The 18634-nt window shown below is 59.9% G+C and carries 15 protein-coding genes; 5 read left to right on the top strand and 10 right to left on the bottom strand.

All coding sequences use genetic code 11. The features are described 5' to 3' along the window. Positions 1 to 47: 47 nt before the first annotated feature. Together PV407_RS04545 and PV407_RS04550 are read right to left on the bottom strand one after the other, a co-directional pair. A complete protein-coding gene (locus PV407_RS04545; RefSeq protein ID WP_332088683.1) occupies positions 48 to 1328 on the bottom strand; it encodes a M16 family metallopeptidase in 1281 nt (426 codons plus the stop codon). Between the two features lie 206 nt (positions 1329 to 1534). Then, positions 1535 to 2080, bottom strand: coding sequence for an NADPH-dependent FMN reductase (locus PV407_RS04550; protein WP_332088684.1), 546 nt, complete (start codon positions 2078 to 2080; stop codon positions 1535 to 1537). A 306-nt stretch (positions 2081 to 2386) separates the two neighbouring features. On the opposite strand from PV407_RS04550, the gene PV407_RS04555 reads away from it, so the two are divergent. Further along, on the top strand, positions 2387 to 3208 hold the full coding sequence (locus PV407_RS04555) for a class I SAM-dependent methyltransferase (RefSeq protein ID WP_332088685.1): 822 nt from the start codon (positions 2387 to 2389) through the stop codon (positions 3206 to 3208). 105 nt (positions 3209 to 3313) lie between these two features. On the opposite strand, the gene PV407_RS04560 is transcribed toward PV407_RS04555, so the two are convergent. The 5 genes from PV407_RS04560 to PV407_RS04580 all read right to left on the bottom strand — a co-directional run bounded on the left by PV407_RS04560 (position 3314) and on the right by PV407_RS04580 (position 8472). Next, positions 3314 to 3955: an NAD(P)-dependent oxidoreductase gene (locus PV407_RS04560; RefSeq protein ID WP_332088686.1), complete on the bottom strand. Its 642-nt coding sequence runs from the start codon at positions 3953 to 3955 to the stop codon at positions 3314 to 3316. Positions 3956 to 4961: 1006 nt separating this feature from the next. Then, entirely contained in the window at positions 4962 to 5282 is a 321-nt protein-coding gene (locus PV407_RS04565; protein ID WP_332088687.1) for a hypothetical protein, read from the bottom strand. A 32-nt stretch (positions 5283 to 5314) separates the two neighbouring features. Further along, entirely contained in the window at positions 5315 to 6511 is a 1197-nt protein-coding gene (locus PV407_RS04570; protein ID WP_332088688.1) for a ParM/StbA family protein, read from the bottom strand. A gap of 442 nt (positions 6512 to 6953) precedes the next feature. Continuing rightward, complete coding sequence (locus PV407_RS04575) at positions 6954 to 7325, bottom strand: PBECR3 domain-containing polyvalent protein (RefSeq protein WP_332088689.1); 372 nt, start codon at positions 7323 to 7325, stop codon at positions 6954 to 6956. Between the two features lie 244 nt (positions 7326 to 7569). Continuing rightward, a complete protein-coding gene (locus PV407_RS04580; protein WP_332088690.1) occupies positions 7570 to 8472 on the bottom strand; it encodes a GyrI-like domain-containing protein in 903 nt (300 codons plus the stop codon). Between the two features lie 183 nt (positions 8473 to 8655). On the opposite strand from PV407_RS04580, the gene PV407_RS04585 reads away from it, so the two are divergent. The 3 genes from PV407_RS04585 (at position 8656) to PV407_RS04595 (ending at position 13798) form a co-directional block, all read left to right on the top strand. Beyond that, a complete protein-coding gene (locus PV407_RS04585) occupies positions 8656 to 11202 on the top strand; it encodes a sigma-70 family RNA polymerase sigma factor (RefSeq protein ID WP_332088691.1) in 2547 nt (848 codons plus the stop codon). Between the two features lie 175 nt (positions 11203 to 11377). Then, positions 11378 to 12844 (top strand): phytoene desaturase family protein, encoded by a 1467-nt coding sequence (locus PV407_RS04590; RefSeq protein ID WP_332088692.1) that lies wholly within the window; start codon positions 11378 to 11380, stop codon positions 12842 to 12844. Positions 12845 to 12874: 30 nt separating this feature from the next. Continuing rightward, entirely contained in the window at positions 12875 to 13798 is a 924-nt protein-coding gene (locus PV407_RS04595; protein ID WP_332088693.1) for an RNA polymerase sigma-70 factor, read from the top strand. A 30-nt stretch (positions 13799 to 13828) separates the two neighbouring features. Here PV407_RS04595 and PV407_RS04600 read toward each other — a convergent pair whose 3' ends face one another. Next, entirely contained in the window at positions 13829 to 14539 is a 711-nt protein-coding gene (locus tag PV407_RS04600) for a DNA alkylation repair protein (protein WP_332088694.1), read from the bottom strand. Positions 14540 to 14663: 124 nt separating this feature from the next. Here PV407_RS04600 and PV407_RS04605 point away from each other — a divergent pair, with 124 nt between their 5' ends. Then, complete coding sequence (locus PV407_RS04605) at positions 14664 to 15203, top strand: Crp/Fnr family transcriptional regulator (RefSeq protein ID WP_332088695.1); 540 nt, start codon at positions 14664 to 14666, stop codon at positions 15201 to 15203. Here PV407_RS04605 and hmpA read toward each other — a convergent pair. Both hmpA and PV407_RS04615 read right to left on the bottom strand, forming a co-directional pair. Further along, positions 15164 to 16387, bottom strand: a complete 1224-nt coding sequence (gene hmpA, locus PV407_RS04610; protein WP_332088696.1) for an NO-inducible flavohemoprotein — start codon at positions 16385 to 16387, stop codon at positions 15164 to 15166. The two genes, PV407_RS04605 and hmpA, sit on opposite strands and share 40 nt — an antisense overlap. A gap of 124 nt (positions 16388 to 16511) precedes the next feature. Continuing rightward, positions 16512 to 18200 (bottom strand): ankyrin repeat domain-containing protein, encoded by a 1689-nt coding sequence (locus PV407_RS04615; protein WP_332088697.1) that lies wholly within the window; start codon positions 18198 to 18200, stop codon positions 16512 to 16514. Between the last annotated feature and the right edge of the window lie 434 nt (positions 18201 to 18634).

The raw sequence follows: 18634 nt of genomic DNA on the forward strand, positions 1-18634 counted from the left end.
CCCGCCGGCTGCCGGCATGAGCGGCTTCCCGTTGCGGCCGATCAGCCTCAACCGGCCGCTTGACTCTCGCTTCCGCTTTCGCCGCCGGTTCCTCCCGCCCCCGCGTCGGCCTCGCGGCTCACCTGCACATACAGCATCCGGCTCGGGTCCAAATAGGCGTTGGCGAAATCGAGCACCGCTTCGCTCGTCACGGCGCGAATGCGCTCCGCGAAATAGCGCGGATCGGTATTCAGGTCGTATAAATAGCGGGCGGCCATGTTGGCGTTGATCGCCTCCGGTTTGTCCTGCGCGATCAAATGCCGGCCGGTAATCGCCTGCTGCGCGCGCGTCAGCTCCTCGTCCGGCAGCCGCTCCTTCCGCAGCCGCTCCAGCTCGCCGGTAATGATCGACTTCGCTTCCGCGAGCCGGAGCGGATCGGTCGCCACGTAGCCGGTGATAAATCCTTCGCTGACCATCGGGCTCATCGTGGCCCACACTTCGTACGCAAGCCCTTTGTCGCCGCGCACGCTTCGCCAAAGCCGGGACGCCTGCCCGCCTCCGAGCGCATGCATCGCCACATAGCCGGCGTATTTCGCGTCGTCGTACGCATCCGGGCCGTACATGCCCCAATACAGCTGCGCCTGGCGAATGTCTCTCGCCTCGTGGATCAGCTGCCCGCCCAGCTCGTAGGGCCGCAGCTTCCCTAACCGGTATGCGGGTCCGGAGCCGGCCGGGATGTCCAGCTCGTTCAAGGCGGCTACGAGCTCGTCATGGCGAACGTGCCCCGTCGCCGCCAGCACGATGTTGCCCGCGCCGTAAAACTCCCGGTGAAACCGGAGCAGATCGTCGCGCGTAATGCCGGACACGCTCTCCTCCGTGCCGAGGTTGCTCGCCCTCTCCGGATGCATCGCCCGGAGCGTCCGGGTCAGCGTCCGTCCGCCGAATTCCCGCGGATTGTCGCGGGCGCGATGAATTTCCTCGATAACGACCTTTTTCTCGAGCTCCAGCTCCCGTTCCGGAAACGTCGAATGAAACACCATATCGGTCAACAGCGAAATGCCGTCCTTCATCCGGTCGTAAGGCATATACGCGTAATAGCGGGTCCGGTCCGTGCTCGTCCCGGCGCCGAGATGTCCGCCGTAATGTTCGATATCGTACGAAATTTGCTCCTTCGTTCTCGTCCCCGTCCCTTTGAACATCATATGCTCCAACAGGTGAGCGATGCCGTAAGGATAATGCTCCTCGTAATGCCCGCCGGCTCGCACCCAATAACAGAGCAGCGTCGACGACGCCTGCTCGCGATGCTCGCTAACGACCGTTAGCCCGTTCGCCAAAACCGTTTTGTGCATGCCGCTTCCTCCTTGGCTTCTCCGCAAATCGCCCGCTGCCCGCACGGACCGTAGCTCAGGCTCTATACAGGAAATTCGCCCAAGGCCGGAAACATTCCTTTATTTTTTCGAAACGCTTGCCGAAAGGGCCGAACGCCAAAAAGGCGAAAAACGGACGATCCCTTTCGGAAATCGCCCGTCTCCGCCTTCGAATCTCGCCCGATCGATTAGCGAGCTTGCTTGCTCATCCAAGCGAGGAAGTTGTCGACGACGCCGTCCAAAAATTTGACGGTAGGCTCGTGGATGAGATTGCCGGCCGCGTCGATTTTTTCGTGAACGGCGCCCACGTACACTTCGTTGCTCGGCAAAAGCGGGGAGTTGATCCCCGGCGAGAACAAGATTTCGCGCAAATGCAGCTGCGCCTTTACGGTGCCGAGGTTGCCCATCGAAGCGCCCATAATCCAGGACGGCTTGCCGTTCATCACCTTGTCGACGCGGGACAGCCAATCGATGGCGTTGCCGAGAACGCCCGGAATCGTGCCGTTGTATTCGGGAGTCACCCACAGAACGGCGTCGGCTTCGGCCACCTTGCGTTTGAACGCCTTCACTTCGTCCGACGGTTCGTTTTCGATATCTTGATCGTACATCGGCAAGCCGCGCAAGCTCAAAATGTCCAGCTCGAACTTGTCCTTGTACCGGTTTTGTACGTATTTCGCCAGCTTGTAGTTGTAAGATTCTTTACGGATGCTGCCTACGATTGCAACGACTTTCATGATCAGTTTCCCTCCGATTGGTTTGATTTATATAGAATTCCGGCCGGTTGAAAAAAGGCGGCCGGACGTTGCCCGCTTCGCTCCCGCGCCCGGCATCCTTCGCCTTCGCCTTCCGTAAACTGGAACGGCATAAAACGAATCCCAATTTTATAGAGACTGTATTTAAAATATTAACTATATTTTAGTTAGCAGCATCCGAAAAGTCAACTTTTTGCCGCTTCCGTTTTTTTCATGCCGGCAGGCAGGCTTTCCTTGTCCGATATCGAATCGTTATAGTATTCGCATCAAGATCGGAGGTTTGCGCCCATGATTCCGGAAGGAAATTTGCAAAGCAATATCGACCGTTTTACCGGCTTCGAGCACGTGTACGACCGTTTCCGTCCGACCGCCCCGCGCCCGGTCATCGACATCCTGACGACCTATTTGGGCCGCTCCCCTTCGCTTGTCGTCGATGTCGGCTGCGGAACCGGACTGTCGACGTTCGTCTGGCGCGGCAGCGCCGCCCGCGTCGTCGGCGTGGAGCCGAATGCGGATATGATCGGCCAAGCGAGGGCGAAGCTGGCCGCGCTTGACGGCGCCGGCTCTATATCGTTCGTTCAGGGCTATTCGAACAAGCTGGAGCTGGAATCCGAATCCGCCGATATCGTCACCTGCTCGCAATCGTTTCATTGGATGGAGCCGGTCAGCACGCTGCGGGAAGTATCCCGCATTCTGCGTCCGGGGGGCATTTTCGCCGCTTACGATTGCGACTGGCCGCCGACGATTCATTGGACCGTCGAGCAGGGCTACAACAAGCTGATCGAGAAAGCCGACGCGATCGTCGATCGGCTCGCCGACAAACGCGACAAAGCCGTCAAGCGCGATAAAGAGCGGCATTTGCAGCAGCTGCGCGACAGCGGCGCGTTCCGGTACACGAAAGAAATCGTGTTTCATAACGCGGAGCAGGGCGACGCCGAACGTTATGTCGGACTGGCGCTCAGCCAGGGCGGCGTTCAAACGGCGCTGAAGCTCGGAACGAACGAATTGGACGCCGAGATCGCCGCGTTCCGCGAAGCGGCGGAACGATTTTTCGCCGGCCGGACGCTTGAGCTCCTGTTCGGCTACCGGATGCGTCTTGGCGTGAAATGATCGGCCGCCGAACTTAGCGCATAGCGAAAAAACAAGACTATCCGACGGCGCCCAAACGCCTGCGGATAGTCTTTCGTTTTTCGGCCTCCGTTAGTCGGCCGGCATTTATTCCGCTTCGGACACGACCGTGAACCGTTCGTTCGCATGCCGCGGATTTTCGATCTCGTCGACGATCGCGATTGCGAAATCGGCGTAGCTGACGTAGCTTTTGCCTTGCGAATTGACGAGCAATCGATCGCCGCCGGTGCGGTAGGCGCCGGTCCTTTTGCCTGCCGGGTCGAAAAAGGCCGAAGGGCTGACGAACGTCCAGCGAATGCCGGTCGACCGGCGCAAATCTTCCAGGTTTTGGCCCTGGTTCGACGCGGTCGCGTAGTACTCCTTCGGAAACTCCGGCGTCTCGAGGAGCCGCGTCGTCAGCGCCTCGTCCACGAACAAGCTGCCCGCGCCGCCGACAACGATCAGCCGGGTGTCCGGGGCTCCTTTCAGCGCTTCGATGAGCGCTCTCCCCCCTTCCACATGCTGATGCTCGCGGCCTGGCGCCGCGCCGAACGCGTTGACGACCGCGTCGAAGCTTTTCAAATCGTCCGCGTTCAAGTCGAATACCGATTTCCCGATGACGGCGACGTTCAAATCGCCCGCTTTCGACGCGTCGCGAACGATCGCGGTCACGTCGTGGCCTCTTGCGGCCGCTTCTTTTACGATAAGGCTCCCCGCTTTGCCGGTTGCGCCGATGACTGCGATTTTCATAAGGGCATATCCTCCCGTATTCGGAATCGGTTGGTCGGTAAGGGAAAGGCAGAGCGGTTTCTTCGCTCCGTTACGCAAGTCCTTTGTCGACGTTGCCGTACTAGACGCGGCGCGCTGGACGGTTCGGCCGGACGTAACCGGAATATCTCCCGCTATTTCGCCTTCTGTCAGGGTGACTAAGCGATTTATCGGGAAATGCTACCTTAAATTCCGTCCCGCATCGTTGAAAAACACGGCTTCGCCCAAATTAGCGGGAGCTTTTCCTTTATAGCGGCCGACTTAAGGAAATCGGAAAAGGTTATCGGGAGGTTTTCACGTTATCGTCCGCCCCGGATCGGAATCGTCGATTGCCGTTTTGAATTAAGGTCGACTGCCGTATCGAGCTTAGTATGAATCTCCGCCGAACAAAGTATGACCTGCGGCCCAATCCAACCTGTAACAATTATAGTTACACGATATCCGTTTTGTCAACTTGGGGAGGTCCGTTGCAAACGATTTGAAGAGTGATCCTCCGCCAATATTTTTCCGTTTCTGCGCTGGCGTATTCTCCGGTTGCCACGGGGCTCGAACAGTACAGGAATACCTCCCGTTCATTCTTCTCCAGTCAAGCATCGGCTTGAAAGAACGGGAGAAGCTCCCGTTAATCGCACTTGCATTGGCAAGAATGCGCGTTTCGAGCGGCATTATCGGGATGTCTTCCCTTTAAAATGTTCCTAAATCGGGGAACCCGACAAATTACATGGACGTTTTCCATCAACATGTCTCCTTGTTGCAGGTTTTGCCGGCAATAAGAGTCAGCCCATCTGTCCCGTGCATCCATGAAGAGTTTCCGAAGCGGCACCGCCGGATTAATCGTTCGTTTCGCCGACCGAGCGGGAGGATACGACGCCGGGCTTCCCTACGACATAGCAGGGTAATACCAAGTGTGACCCGAACAACAAAAAGAAGCGCCGCAAGCAATACCGAGTATTACTTGCAGCGCTTCTTTCGCCATTCGCTTAACGCGTTACAGCCAAGATTCGATATCCTCGTCGTCGATATCGTCCGGTTCGGGCTTGCGCTTCTCCGCGGAAGGGCCCGGCGCCAGATCCAGGGCGGCCGCGGCTTCCGCGCGAGTCCTCGCCGCGTCGGCCGGAATCATCGGACGATCGGACGGAATGAAATGCTGCAAATTTCGCAGCCCGTTTTCGCGAATTTCGTTTTCGATCAAATACCGGATCGAATCCATCAGATTGGACTGGCTGTTGATCCACTCCATAATCGCGTCGGATTCGTTCTTTTTCGTTTTCAGGCTTATGTTTTCGCCGGGCAGTTTCCGTTTTTTCACGCTTCGTTCACCTCGGGCCGGGTCGTCCCCGCTTACCCGGCTTTAATCGCCTTGCCTTTCAACGTTTCGTATATTTTCCCGTGCACGAACGCGTTCAGCCCTTCGGCGTTGAGCGTGATCGCGTGCTGCGGCGGAATGTAGAGCAGCCGGATTTCGCGCTCGTCGCACAGCTCCTTCAGCAGCGGATACAAGAAGGAACGCATCAAAATGCTGCCGCCCCCGTAAACGCAGATGACGTCGATTTCGTTGCGCGCCTTCGTCAGCTGCTTGCGGATGTTTTGAATAATATGCCGGGCTTGTCCTTCGAGCGGACGCTTCAGCGTGTTGATCGCCCTCGCGTAATATTTGTGCTTCGGATTTTTGATGACGTCGCTGAAAAATTGCCGCGGACTGTCCGGCAAATGGACGAGACGGTTGAATTCGCCGAGCGCCTCCTCGATTGCGTAGCCCGCTCCGTGATGGCTCCCGTGCACGAATTGGCGCAAAAACTTGTTGCCTTCCGTGATCGGATATTCCGTCGAGCCGTCCCCGATATCCGTATGTAAGATCCGTTTGTCCTTGAAATACCCGCCGTTGAACGACTTGCCGAGCTGGTACGTGTTCACGAACTCCTCGAAAATGTCGCCTTCCCGCGGACGCCCTTCCACGTCTTTTTGCAGCGCGAAAATGACCGGCGTCGCCTCCGGGATTACTTTCGTGTAATCGAACACGACTTTGACGGCGACCCGCTGCTTGTTCAGATGCACGGTCACGTGATGCGCACCGTCGGTAAACCGTCTCTCGAACCGGGCGGCCGTCTCGTCGGAATGCTGCGTAACCGGCAGCGCGGTCGCCATGTCGACATGGACCTCGACTTGCTCCGGTATCGTCTGGGTCTCTTCGTACGCCTTCTGCACGGCAACCGCCGCGATTTGGCCGAGCGTATTGATGATCGGCAAGTCCATGTCGCACTTTTGGTCGATGCCGATTTGCAGCGTATCGAGCAGCTCGCCGCTTTCCAGCGCGAACTTCCCGATATAATACATGCCGGGCTTTACGGCCGGCGAATCGATCGTTACGATCAGCTGCTCGGACAAATTTTTGATGAAGCTCTCCGGCGGCAGCTCCTCGCTCCAAGGCAGCTTGTCCACTCCGCAATACACATTCGGCTGCTTGATCAGCCTGCCGTCGATAAACAAATCGTGCTCGCTGTTCCCGTTATCGTTTCCGACGAAAAAATGATACTGCATAAAAGCCAAGCCTCCTTTATGATTCATTTTTTCGGTATTACCGGGCAATGCCGAATCGGCCGGCGCGGTAATGCTTTGCAACGCCAAACGATGCGGTCCGCTATCTCGACTTGTCGGTTCGCGGCTTTCTCGAATAAGACGCTCCATTACAATACTTCGTAACACCGGCCGGAATTCGGTCGGAATTCGCGCGTTTTTTTGCGACCGTTCGCCGGTCGGCAGATAGCCGGGGACATAAAAAAGCCACGGGAGACTCTCCGTGGCTTCGTGCCGAACAGATCATAGGCAGGTGACAATCTGCATCTCCAAACGATGGGCGACGGCTGCCTGTTCCGTCCTCAAATGATCCATTCCATGCTATTTTATGTAACAGCAGTCTTTATTATAATGTTGATTCCAGATCGATACAAGTCCGGGCCCCTTCATTTCGCCCGCGCGAATTTTACACCCGCTTGAGGGACCCTTCCTCGCGATACTTGGCGACCTTATCCTCCGACATGACGAACAGCGTCCGGGCGAACAATTTCTTTTTGCTCGTCAGCCTTACGGCGACCAACACATAGACGTCGCGTTCTTCACGAAACACCTTGATATACTCGAGCGAGCCTCTTTTCGGATGAAGGGCTACGTAATCCGGATTTTGCAGAATGTCGCGAAGATACGGAAAATAAGTTTGAAAATCCGCGGGATGTTCCTTGCTCATGTGAGCGATGTTTTGGTCGCCTATATAAATCGGCATATCCGCCTTGAGCGAAAGCTGCAGCGCGTCGATTACGTTTTGGGTTATTTTCCCGACTACCGTATTGTTTCCCACCAATGATCACCTCGCGGTTCCGGCCGTGCAGACGAAAGGGGCTTCCCGTTTTTCGTACAGCTTAAGATGATAGGTTCCCCTGTTTCGGGCAATCTTATATACGTACCGGACGGCCGAACATGCAAAAGAAAACGGACCCCGAGCGAACGTTCGAGCCGGTCGTCTTCCGCTCGTTCGGGCTTCCGTCCCCTCCCGCTCCGCGAATCGCCTTACCGCGCATGCTCTCGCTCACGGAATGCCGAAGTCAGCAGTAGTCGTGCGTTTCGTCCGGCCCCACCGTATACGGGACGTATACTTCATGGCTATCTTCGTGCATCCGTTCCAAATGGTACGCGTTAGGCGCTCCCGGTTCCGCCTTCAGAAAGCCGAACTGTTTGCCCAGCCAGCGGTATAGGCTCGAATACTCCGCCCTAAAATCGTCCCTGGCGCGTTCGAACGAAAAAACGGCGTAATACTGCCCCGGTATGACCAGCTCGACCAATTGTTCCGGAACGGAGACATTCGGCGCAAACTCCCGGCAGACGAACAAACGGTGCTCCGTTACCCCCGCATAACGCTCGATAATCGGGTTGACGCAGAAACGGCCGGGCAGCACTCCCTCGATTCCCTCGGTGTGACGGTCCAGCGTCGAAACGGCGTCGGACCATGCGGATCCGGGATCGCTTATATCCACGGTCGCCTGCACGCCGGCGCATCGGATCTCGGGAAGCTTCACGAACGTGTACGAAACGAGCCTCGGAAAATTCGGTCCGTTCACGTTCTCCGTTTCGTTCAAGCCGAACAGCCCGCTCCATACCCCGAACGTGTTGCCGTCCGGATCGCGGAATTGAAACCAATGCGTATTCGCCACCCCGATTTCGAGCGGGTCGACATCCGCCCCCTCCCTGACGAGTCGGTCATGGAACGCCCCCGCATCCCTCACATGGAAATTGAGCGTCCCTTGTCCTTTTTTCTCGACGTTTTTTCGAATCCAGCAAATGCGCCCGGGCGACATTTCCATCGTCGCGAAATGCGGATTGAAGGCCAGCACCTTAAACCGCAAACAACGGCAATACCAGGCCAACGCGCTTTCGAGCTCGCCGACGAACAAGGTCGGAATGACGGACGCGACAACGGGCGACGGCGTCGCTTTGTGAATGGGGATCATGAACTTCTCCTCTTTCTGCCTTTGGCTGTTATTTGATTTGGAAAATTCACTGGTGACGATGCCGCGCAACCTTCGAAACGTGACATCCTTTTGCCAAAAAAGTCGAAAACAATTTCGAAGAGGAGTACGCCCGCCCCGGCGCGAATAAAAAGCGGTGAGGCTTTGCCGGAACAAGGAGGACCTATGACGACGGACATCGAGCTGGAATTGGATTCGGACGAGGCCCTTATCGAGCGCGCCCGCCAAGGGAACCGCGAGGCGTACAACGAGCTGCTGGCCCGTCATCGCGGTCGGGCGTTCGCATGGGCCAAGCAGATTACCTCCGACCATCATTTGGCGGAAGATATCGTACAGGAAGCGCTCGTCCGCGCGTTCTTGAAGCTCGGGACGATGACGGATTTGACGAAGTTTCTGCCCTGGCTGCGGACGATCGTGCGCAACCAGGCGATGATGAAGCTGAGGCGGGGCGGTCCGCACGGACGGGAGAAGCCGTTCCCGCCGCTTCGCGATTCGGCAACGTCCGCTTCCGAAGGCGCCGAGCCCGACTGGCGCGATCTGGACACGGTGCTGCGCCATTATGCGAAACGTGCGGGAACGGACAACGGGACCGACAGCGCCGCCTCCGGCGCGGAATCGCCTCTCGCGGAATGGCTGCCCGCCGTCGTCAAAGCGCTCGGGCCGAGGGAGCGCGACGTATTCGAGAAACATTTTTACGGGCAGCTGTCTCCGCAAGAAATCGCCGACCATTGGAATACGAACGTGAACACGATCCATAAGGCGTTGTCCCGCATTCGGCGCAAAGCCGAAGATACCCGCATCGAACTGGATATCCGCAGCCGCATCCGGTCCCATATCGATGCGCGCGGCGGCGGCAAACGAGTCGTTCTGGCAAAGCCGGGACTCGCCGACGAGCCCCCGGTTCACCCCGGAGCCGCCTTTCCGAACGCCCTCTATCATATTCTCCGTTCGTTGGGCAGGCCGGTAACGATGGCCGAAGCGACGGGCTACACAGGCTACGCCTTCGTGCTGAACGTCCGGCGCTCGACGATCGGCGCCGAAAGTCCGATGATCTGGGATTGGGATACGTTCCTTTCCAACGCCCTGCTCAATTTGGGCTTCCATTCGCGTTACGTCGATTACCAGCATTATAAAAATGCCGGTTCGAGCCCGCACAAAACCCGCAATCTTTTGTTTACGCTCGATATGATCCGGGATTCGATCGACCGGGGGATGCCCGCGCTGCTGAGCAGCGCGATTTCCTACGACCTTGCCGTCGTTTACGGCTACGACGACGAGAAGCAAACGCTCTACGTCGCCGACCCGCAATCGTGCGAGCAAATTTCGTACAGCAGCCTGTATTCGGGCTCTCCGAAAATCGATAAAGCGATATCCCGCGAGCTGTATGCGTTCGTCTTCGACGGGGAGCTGGACGACGATCGGCGGCTTCCGGAGCACAGACTCGTTCGGCTGCTGGAGCGGATCGTGCGTCACTCGGACGGAGACGACCCGACCTTCATGCCGTGCGCAGGCGGCTTGCGCGCCTATGACGAATGGATCGCCGCGTTCGAGAGCGGCACGATCGAACCGCTCGGGAACGCGTCGAACTTGAACCTGTACGGATGGTTTCGGGAACAGGCGGTATCGTTCTGGAAGGAACGGATCGGGGAATACGATGGCCGACGGCCGGAGTCGGCGGATCGGCATCGTTTGGCGAAGGACGGCTTGCTTGAGGTCAAACGGTGCTACGAGAGAGTGAGCGAGACGTTCGAAAAGCTGCGCGAGCTGTTCCCGTTCCCGCAAGGAGGGACGCCGCACGACCCGGATTGCATGCGGCAAGCCGTACAGCTGCTTCGCAAGGCGAGAGAGGACGAGGCATCCGGCATCGCTCGCATTCGCGAACTGCTGCGGACGCTTCGGGAACGTTCCGGCGGAAGTGCGATCGCTCCCGTTCAACATATCGCGCTCAGTCCGTTTTATTCGTTCGGCGGCAATCGTCCGAAGCCTTCGAACGAACCTTCGAAAGCCGGGGCGCTCGAAGCCGTCGTCTGCATGTGCGCCAGCCTGAAGGAAAGCATGACGTTCTACGGCAAGCTGCTCGGCATCGAACCGGCGCCCGAAAGGCTGAGCGGACCGGTCGGCTTCCTCCCGCTTCGGGACGCCCGATTGCTCGTGCTGATGGATCGGCGACTCGACCTCAACCATGCGGATTGGCAGCCCGCCTTCTATATCCGGGTCCCGGACGTGGACAAGGCGTACGACGATGCGAGGCGGCAAGGATGGAAAATCGTCAACTTTTTGGACAAAGGCGGTTTGTTCACGGACTTCTTCATCGCCGCCGACCCGGACGGACATCAGCTGATCGTCGGCAGCCATTCGCTGTCGCACGCCTTTCCGTTCGCCGGCGCCGCCCCGGCTCGGCATCCGCTCGCATTCGACGCCGGACCGGCTGTGGTCGCGGCCAAAAATCCGATCGCCTCGGCGCGGGCGTACGCCGACCTGTTCGGCCCGGACGAGGCCGGTCGATGGTTCCGTTTCGCGGACAAGTACGGCCCCGACTCGTCCTTCAAGCTGCGGTTCGAGACGGCCGATGCCGATCAAGCCTACCGGCTGATCCGGAAATGCGACATGACCGTTGCCCAGGCTGCGGAAGACGGCGCAGCCGGCATTCGCCGGTGGATTTTGCGGGACCCGGACGGGCGTCCGCTTGCCGTCGATGTCGTGCGGTCGTGATCTTGCATACCGGCTCTGCCGCGCGATGCCGTCGCTTCGGCAACAACGACCAAAGCCGTCCTTCATCCGAAGGGCGGTTTTTCCTTGATTCCATTATCCGGCATTGTCAAGCATTACTTTGCAATGCCGGGCATTACTTGCGAAAGAACCGCCTCCGTTTTCGATCATGCGGGGAATGACGCGCTTTTGGCCGAGAAACGAGCCGGACAAGCCGATCGACATCGCTTTCCCCCTGTTTCGGCATCTATCCTATTTTTTTGAGCCGTCTGTCACAGCTTCGCCTCCTTCCTCGTCTTGTGTAACGAAAACGAAAAGACGGAGGATGATCCTTATGAATCGTTACGATGCAGCCGTAATCGGCGGAGGCTTGTCGGGTCTTATTGCGGCGGTCCTGCTGGCCCGGGCGAACAAATCGGTCGTCGTGCTGGAGAAGTCCGAGCGTATCGGCGGAAGGGCGATGACGATCGACAAAAAAGGCGCCCTCTTCAACCTCGGCGGCCATGCGCTGTATCGCGGCGGAGAAGCGCATTCGATTTTGCAGGAGCTTGGCGTGCGTCTCAAAGGCGGCAAGCCGCTCGCCGACGGGTTCGCGTTATGGCAAAACCGGCTGCTGCCGCTGCCGGGGGATCCGGTTCGGCTGCTCGCTTCGCGGCTTTTGACATGGTCCGGCAAAATCGAGCTGGGGCGCGCCATGCTCCGCATCGGCAAAATCCGCACGGCCGACCTGCCCGACATCAGCTTGCGCGAATGGGCCGAGCGGGAAATCCGCGACCCGATGGTGCGTCATCTGCTGTATGCATTGTGCCGGACGGCCACTTATAATAAAGACATCGATATTCAGCCGATCGGACCGGTCATGCGGCAAATCCAGCGATCGCTGAAGGAAGGGGTTCTCTATTTGAACGGAGGCTGGCAGACGATCGTCGATCAGCTGCGGGAGATGGCCGTCCGCGCCGGAGCGACCGTCATGACCGGCAAAAGCGTCGCCGAGATTCGGCACGACGGAGCGGTTCGGGGCATCCGTTGCGCGGACGGCGCCGCCATTGAAGTCGATGGCGTCATCAGCACGCTGTCCCCGGCCGACACGTACCGGCTGGTCCGCGACGCGGAGCGAACCGCTTTGCGCCGCTGGAAAGAAGCGGCCAGGCCGGTCAAGGCGGCGTGTCTCGACCTTTGTCTGCGCAAGCTTCCGGTGCCGGATCGCCATTTCGCGATCGGCATCGATCAGCCCGTTTTTTTCACCCATCATTCCCGGGTCGCCCGGTTGAGCCGGGACGCGACGCTCGTGATGCATCTGATCAAGTATAACGACGGCGCGGAAAGCGATCCGAAAGCGGACGAGACAATGCTCGAATCGACGATGGATCTGCTGCACCCCGGCTGGCGGAACGAAGTGGCGGCGAAGCAATATTTGCCGAACATGACCGTCGTTCACGACGTCGTCCGCGTCGGCCGAAAAGACGCGCCCGGTCCCGCCGTACCGGAAATCGGCGGATTGTACGTCGCCGGCGACTGGGTCACCCGGGGGGAAATGCTCGCCGACGCCGCCGCGGCAAGCGCCGAGCGCGCCGTGCGGGAGCTGCTGCAATCCTCGCCCGCCGTCCGGACGGACGCCGTGCGGCCGTTGACCAAATGGGGCTGACCTGACCGGCCCGCCGAAAGGATGATCGCTATGGACCATACCGTTCCTATCGAGGACTGGTACGCCGCCTACAAGCCGCTTTTATTTTCGCTCGCTTACCGGATGCTGGGCAGCGTCATGGACGCGGAAGATATCGTGCAGGAAGCGTTTCTGTCGCTGGGTGCCGCAGCCGACCCTGCGCCCATTCGGAACGGCAAAGCGTATTTGTGCAAAATCGTCACGAACCGCTGCATCGATCGTCTCCGTTCCGGTCAGGCGAAGCGGGAAGTGTACGTGGGGCCGTGGCTGCCGGAGCCGATCGTGACGCCGGAGACCGACGCGCAGGCGGACCCGCTTCAAGCGTATGTGCGCAGCGAGTCGGTGTCGACGGCTTACCTGCTTCTGCTGCAGCAGCTGTCGTGGGTCGAGCGGGCCGTCTTTTTGCTGAGGGAAGTGCTGCAGTACGATTACGACGAAATCGCCGGCATCGTCGGCAAAAGCGCAACGAACTGCCGGCAAATTTTTCACCGGGCGAAGCGCGGCATCAGCCTCCGCCCGCCGCACGACGAAGAAGCCGCCCCCGTGCCGGGGGCGGCGTCGTCCCGCCCGGCCGATCCCGAACGAACGGGCGAGCTGGTCCGGCAATTCGTTCAGGCGCTCGCAAGCGGGGATATCGCCAGGCTGCTCGGCATCTTGTCCGAAGACGCCGTGCTTTACTCGGACGGCGGCGGCAAAGTGCATGCGGCGACTCGCCCGATCGTCGGAGCGGACCGCGTGATCCGATTTCTTACGGGCTTGCTCGAAAAAGCGTCCCCCGCCTTCTCGTTCCGGTTCGCCCGAGTCGGGAGCGACGCCGGCATCGTCACGTACGAAAACGGCGTTCCGCAATCGGTGTTTTCGTTCCATGCCGAGAACGGACGAATCGCGGCGGTGTATATCGTCGTCAATCCGGATAAGCTCGCTTATGTCCGCTAGAAGCCGGGCACGCGCCGCCGGGCATCGTTTCTAGCAGATGCACGTCTTCCGCTTGACGCCGACCTTCCCCCGCTCCTCAGCCTTGCGGATATATTCGGACGCCCGCGGCACCTTGCACGCCGTTTGCCCGACGTCGACCTTGACGCTGCCGATGGCGTCCGCGCAAGCTTTGGCTTTCTCGTGCAGCGGGGCCGCATAGACGCCGACCGCGATGACGAATCCGTTCATCGCATAGCGGACCCGGTTCCGTTCTTCGTGAACGGTCGCTTCGATCTGACCCAGCAGCCGCTCGATACGCCGCAGATCGAGCCGGCCGTCGGGAGTAATCGATATATAGTTCGCGTACGTGCTCCAGCCGCAGACAGCCGTCATCTCGTCGGGAGACCGGATCCAGTCTTCCGCGAGCTCGAGGGCGTGCGGGCTTTCGGCCGCCACCCAGGCGACGGCGTACTCGGCGAGCATATACCAGTTCGCCGCACGCACCCAGCGCTGCAGCATGTCTTTGTCCGCCGTCCTCGGATCGACCGTGAGTCCGGCCAAGTACATCGCGTCGCTGTTCCCGGTATCGTACAAAGCGCGTGCGACTTGCTGGTTTGCTTTCACCTCTTTGACGAGCTTCTTCAGGTCTCCGACCTTGACTCCGAATAACGGCTCCTTGGCCCCGTGCCGCAAAAACGTGCTTTTCGTTTGCTCCGATCCCATCGCTTCGAGCTTGTCCATCACTTCGCGCAGCGTCGTCATCGCATATGTCCTCCTTGAACCGCCATACGTGAAAAAGGTTATAATCATCGTAAACGAAAAAACGGGAAGAAGCGGGCGGCCGAACCTGTTCCCGGCGCTCGCTCTCCCGAATCGGGGGATTTCCATGATTTTGCACAAAGGCGAGACGTTGTTCCGCCAAGGAGAAACGGGGCCGCTCTACCGGTTAAACAGCGGCCTGCTCAAAATCGTCCGGGTCCACGAGGACGGCCGGCAATTCGTAGTCAACCTCATCGTGCCGGGCGAAACGATTCCGCACCATTCGCTCATCAGCCCGAACCCGTATTTCGGAACGGCCGAAGCGCTCGTCACTTGCGAGGTCGACGTCCTGCCGGCGAACGAATGGTACCGGGAAGCGGAGAGCAGCCCGGACAAAATGCGCGCCATCGCCCTGCAGCTGCAGGAAAAGCTGCGCATGATGCAGCAGCGGATCGATCAGCTGACCGAGGTCGCGCCCGCCGAAAAGCTGCGCAAGCTGGACGCCTGGTTCGGCGCCTATATCGCGCCGGTCTCGATGACGGAGCTGCTCACGCAGGACGAAATCGGCCAATTGATCGGCGTTCGCCGCGAGACGGTCAACCGGCTGCTGCGGGCCGGAATCGCCGCTCAGTCGTCCAGCCGGCCCGAGGGTCCGAAAAATTCGTAATGAATGTCGGCCGGAGCGACGCCCCATTCCAGCAAAGCGCGGTTGATCGCTTTCATGAACGGGATCGGTCCGCAAAAATAAAAGCCGGCGTCCTTCGTCGGCACGATCCGCCGAAGCCAATTCAAATCGATATAGCCTTCCTGATGAAACGCGCCGGCAGCCCGGTCCCGTTCCGTCGGCTTCTCGTAGCACCAGTAGGCGCGTATGGCGGAGCGGCCCGAAGCAAGCTCCTCGACTTCTTTCCGGAGCGCGTGAACGTCCCCGTTGCGGGCCGCATGGATGAACGCAACCGGTCGGTTCGGATCGTTCCTCTCCGCCAAAGCGTGCAGCATGGCGGCCAACGGCGTTACTCCGACTCCGCCGCTGATGAGAACGACCGGACGACGGTCGCCTTCGTCCAACGTAAAGCTGCCCGCCGGGGCCGACAGCGGCAATACGTCCCCTTCCCCGACGGTTTCGTGCAAATAAACGGAAACTTTGCCGGCCGGCCGATCCGCGGCGGCGTCCTCCCGTTTGACCGAAATCCGGTAATACGGCTTGCCCGGGGCGCCCGATAAGCTGTATTGGCGAATGTGGACGTTCGGCTCGCCCGGGATTTCGGCCTTCACGCTGACGTATTGGCCCGGGGCGTAGGAGGCTATCGGCTTGCCGTCGGCCGGAACGAGATAAAACGATGCGATCTCTTCGCTCTCCCGCACCTTCCGCTCTACGCGGAACGCGCGGAAGCCGGCCCAGCCGCCTTCCTGCTTTTCCGCTTGCTCGTACATGTCCGCCTCTACGCCAATAAACGCATCCGCAATGACGCCGTACGCTTCCCCCCACGCCCGGATGACGTCTTCCGTCGCCGCATCGCCGAGAACGTCCTGAATGGCGGCGAGCAAGTTGCGTCCGACGATCGGGTATTGCTCCGCTTTAATGCCGAGGCTGCGGTGCTTGTGGCCGATCTGCCTCACGACCGGAAGAATCGCTTCCAGGTTGTCGATATGCTGCGCGGCGGCATATACGGCTCCCGCCAGAGCGGCCTGCTGTCTGCCTTGCTTCTGGTTCGCATGGTTGAACACGTTCAGCAGCTCCGGATGATTGTCGAACAGCAGCTCGTAAAACCGTTTCGTAATCGCCGTTCCGTGCTTTTCCAGAACGGGTACCGTCGATTTAATGATTTCGATCGTCGCAGGGGCAAGCATCGCAATCTCCTCGCTTTGTCTTGGTTTGGTATACACCAAGTATAGGCCGCGAGGAGGCGTATGCCTGTGCGTGCAATCACACCGTTATGGAACGATTTGTGACGGAACGGTCGGCCCGCGCTGCTCAGTCGGCGCGATCGGCGTACGGAGCGAGCATCGCCTCTATAGCGGCATGCCCTCTCCGCCTCGCCCACGCGAGCGGGCGCGACCGCGGCTCCTCCGCCGGCAGGCGCGGATCGGCTCCTTGCTCGAGCAGCCAGCGCGCCATCTCCGTTTGTCCGTATTTGGCCGCCCATCCGAGCGGCGTCGCGCCGTACTCCCCGTCGATCGCGTCGAGGTCGGCCCCGAATTCGCGCAGCAGCGCGGCGACGCCGATTTGCCCTTTGGCGGCCGCGATGTGCAAATACGTGACGCCCTGCCAGTTGGCGAGGTTCGGGTCCGCTCCCGCCTCCAGCAGCAGCCGGACCATGTCCGTTCCGAAATCGGCCGCATAGCCCATATAGTTGTTCGCGTACCACGGCGCGTTCAGCTCGGCTCCGCTGCGCAGAAGCAGCCGGACGATATCGGCGTGGCCGAAGCCGGCGGCCATGCACAGCGGCCCGTAATCGCCGCCGCTGTTCGCGAGCGACTTGTTCGTGCCGAGGATAGCGCTGACGACCTCGATGTTGCCCAAATAGCATACAAAATCGAGCCTCATCGTCGCGCCGTGGGCGTACAACAGCTTCGCCATTTCGTCGTGCCCTTTGGAAACGGCGATGGAGAGCGGGCTGCCGCCGGCGTCCAGCAGCGCGTTCGGATCGGCCCCGTGCGCGAGCAGCAGCCTGGCGCATTCGAGATGATTGCCGCTTGCGGCGTGCCACAGGGCGCTGCCGCGCGGCGCGTCCGCCTCGTCCGCGTTCGGATCGGCGCCGCACTCGAGCAACAGCTTCACCGCCGCCGTATGCCCCGGCTTCGCCGCATAGCCGAGCGGCCGTTTGCCGACCGAATTTTTCGCGTTCGCCAGTTGCCGATCCCCTTCGAGCAGCTCGCCGAGCCGATCGGCGTCGCCTACGGCCGCTGCCGTCCATATGTCGTAGTCGGCCCCGCGCGCCAGCAAATAGCCGACGAGCACCGCTTCGCTGCGCAGCGCCTGCCGGGGCAAATCCCGCTTCGCCCGGTACCAGTAATCGCCGCCGGCGACGGCGAGCTGCAGCGGAGTCGCCCCGTCCGCACGCGCCGCCGCGATATTCGCGCCTCGGTCGAGCAAGGCGGCGATAAGCGGCAGCTGCCGGGTCAACACGGCCCAGTGGAGCGGCGTATTGCCCCGCTCGTCGGCCTGCGCCGCAATTCCGGGCGACTCGTCCAGCCGTCGCAGGACGTCCGCGACCCGGCGCGCCCGGATCAGCTCGCCGATCTCGCCGCCGGTCGGCGTCGTCCCGTAGCTCCGCGCCAAATGCTCCTTCAGCAGACTGGCGATTTCGCCGTGTCCGCGATCGATCGCCTTCGTCAGCGGATCGTCCTGCCAGCCGAGGCCCGACTTGTACGTCGCATCCGCCCCGCAGTCCAGCAGCAGCCGGACGAGCCCGGCATGCCCTTCGCGTACGGCGAAATGAAGCGGCGTGAAATAGCCCCAGCAGCAATTCGCAAGCTCCCGATTCCGTTCCAGCAAACGGGCGGCGGTCGCGGTATCGCCCGTTATGCAGCTTGCGAGCATGCTCCATACGTCCTCTCCCGGCCCGCCGGCCGATGCCACGACTTCCCCGGTGCGCAGCTCTTCCGGTTGAATCGCCGCGGCGCCCGTGCGGGCGCGGTTCCCATTGGCGTTAGCGTCCATCGTCCGTATCGCCTCCCATCGAATGGTCGCATTCGAGCCGAAGCCGCCTATGCGATACCGTTATCGTACCAAACTTTGCGGGAAATCGGGACAGCCGGCAAAGCAAGCGTATTCGGGACGCTCGGGATACTCCTTTCTTTTTCCAAGTCCGGGCGCCCCCTATCCTGCCAAGCGACTCGTTTAACCGGAATTCCTCCCGTTTGTTCGTCACCGGGCAAGCTTCGATTCGTTTTAACGGGAGAAGCTCCCGGTAAATTTGCGCCGCATCGGCAAAAGGCGCAATTCGCACGATATTATCGGGAGCTTCTCCACTAGCGTTGCATCAAAGCTCACATATAAAAAAACGATCTATAATTTACTATTTGTTCCAAATATTATACCATTTTCGTGGACAAAACCGAAAAAAATCTCCATTGTAGAGGGTGCAGGATGAT

This window comes from Paenibacillus sp. GYB003 (assembly GCF_036577625.1).
Classification (GTDB): Bacteria; Bacillota; Bacilli; order Paenibacillales; family NBRC-103111; genus Paenibacillus_AB.

What these genes read in the sequence shown, in the direction of transcription:
- PV407_RS04545 (WP_332088683.1), bottom strand. Translation starts at nt 1,328, where the DNA reads ATGCACAAAACGGTTTTGGCGAACGGGCTAACGGTCGTTAGCGAGCAT.
- PV407_RS04550 (WP_332088684.1), bottom strand. Translation starts at nt 2,080, where the DNA reads ATGAAAGTCGTTGCAATCGTAGGCAGCATCCGTAAAGAATCTTACAAC.
- PV407_RS04555 (WP_332088685.1), top strand. Translation starts at nt 2,387, where the DNA reads ATGATTCCGGAAGGAAATTTGCAAAGCAATATCGACCGTTTTACCGGC.
- PV407_RS04560 (WP_332088686.1), bottom strand. Translation starts at nt 3,955, where the DNA reads ATGAAAATCGCAGTCATCGGCGCAACCGGCAAAGCGGGGAGCCTTATC.
- PV407_RS04570 (WP_332088688.1), bottom strand. Translation starts at nt 6,511, where the DNA reads ATGCAGTATCATTTTTTCGTCGGAAACGATAACGGGAACAGCGAGCAC.
- PV407_RS04580 (WP_332088690.1), bottom strand. Translation starts at nt 8,472, where the DNA reads ATGATCCCCATTCACAAAGCGACGCCGTCGCCCGTTGTCGCGTCCGTC.
- PV407_RS04585 (WP_332088691.1), top strand. Translation starts at nt 8,656, where the DNA reads ATGACGACGGACATCGAGCTGGAATTGGATTCGGACGAGGCCCTTATC.
- PV407_RS04590 (WP_332088692.1), top strand. Translation starts at nt 11,378, where the DNA reads ATGACGCGCTTTTGGCCGAGAAACGAGCCGGACAAGCCGATCGACATC.
- PV407_RS04595 (WP_332088693.1), top strand. Translation starts at nt 12,875, where the DNA reads ATGGACCATACCGTTCCTATCGAGGACTGGTACGCCGCCTACAAGCCG.
- PV407_RS04600 (WP_332088694.1), bottom strand. Translation starts at nt 14,539, where the DNA reads ATGACGACGCTGCGCGAAGTGATGGACAAGCTCGAAGCGATGGGATCG.
- PV407_RS04605 (WP_332088695.1), top strand. Translation starts at nt 14,664, where the DNA reads ATGATTTTGCACAAAGGCGAGACGTTGTTCCGCCAAGGAGAAACGGGG.
- hmpA (WP_332088696.1), bottom strand. Translation starts at nt 16,387, where the DNA reads ATGCTTGCCCCTGCGACGATCGAAATCATTAAATCGACGGTACCCGTT.
- PV407_RS04615 (WP_332088697.1), bottom strand. Translation starts at nt 18,200, where the DNA reads ATGGACGCTAACGCCAATGGGAACCGCGCCCGCACGGGCGCCGCGGCG.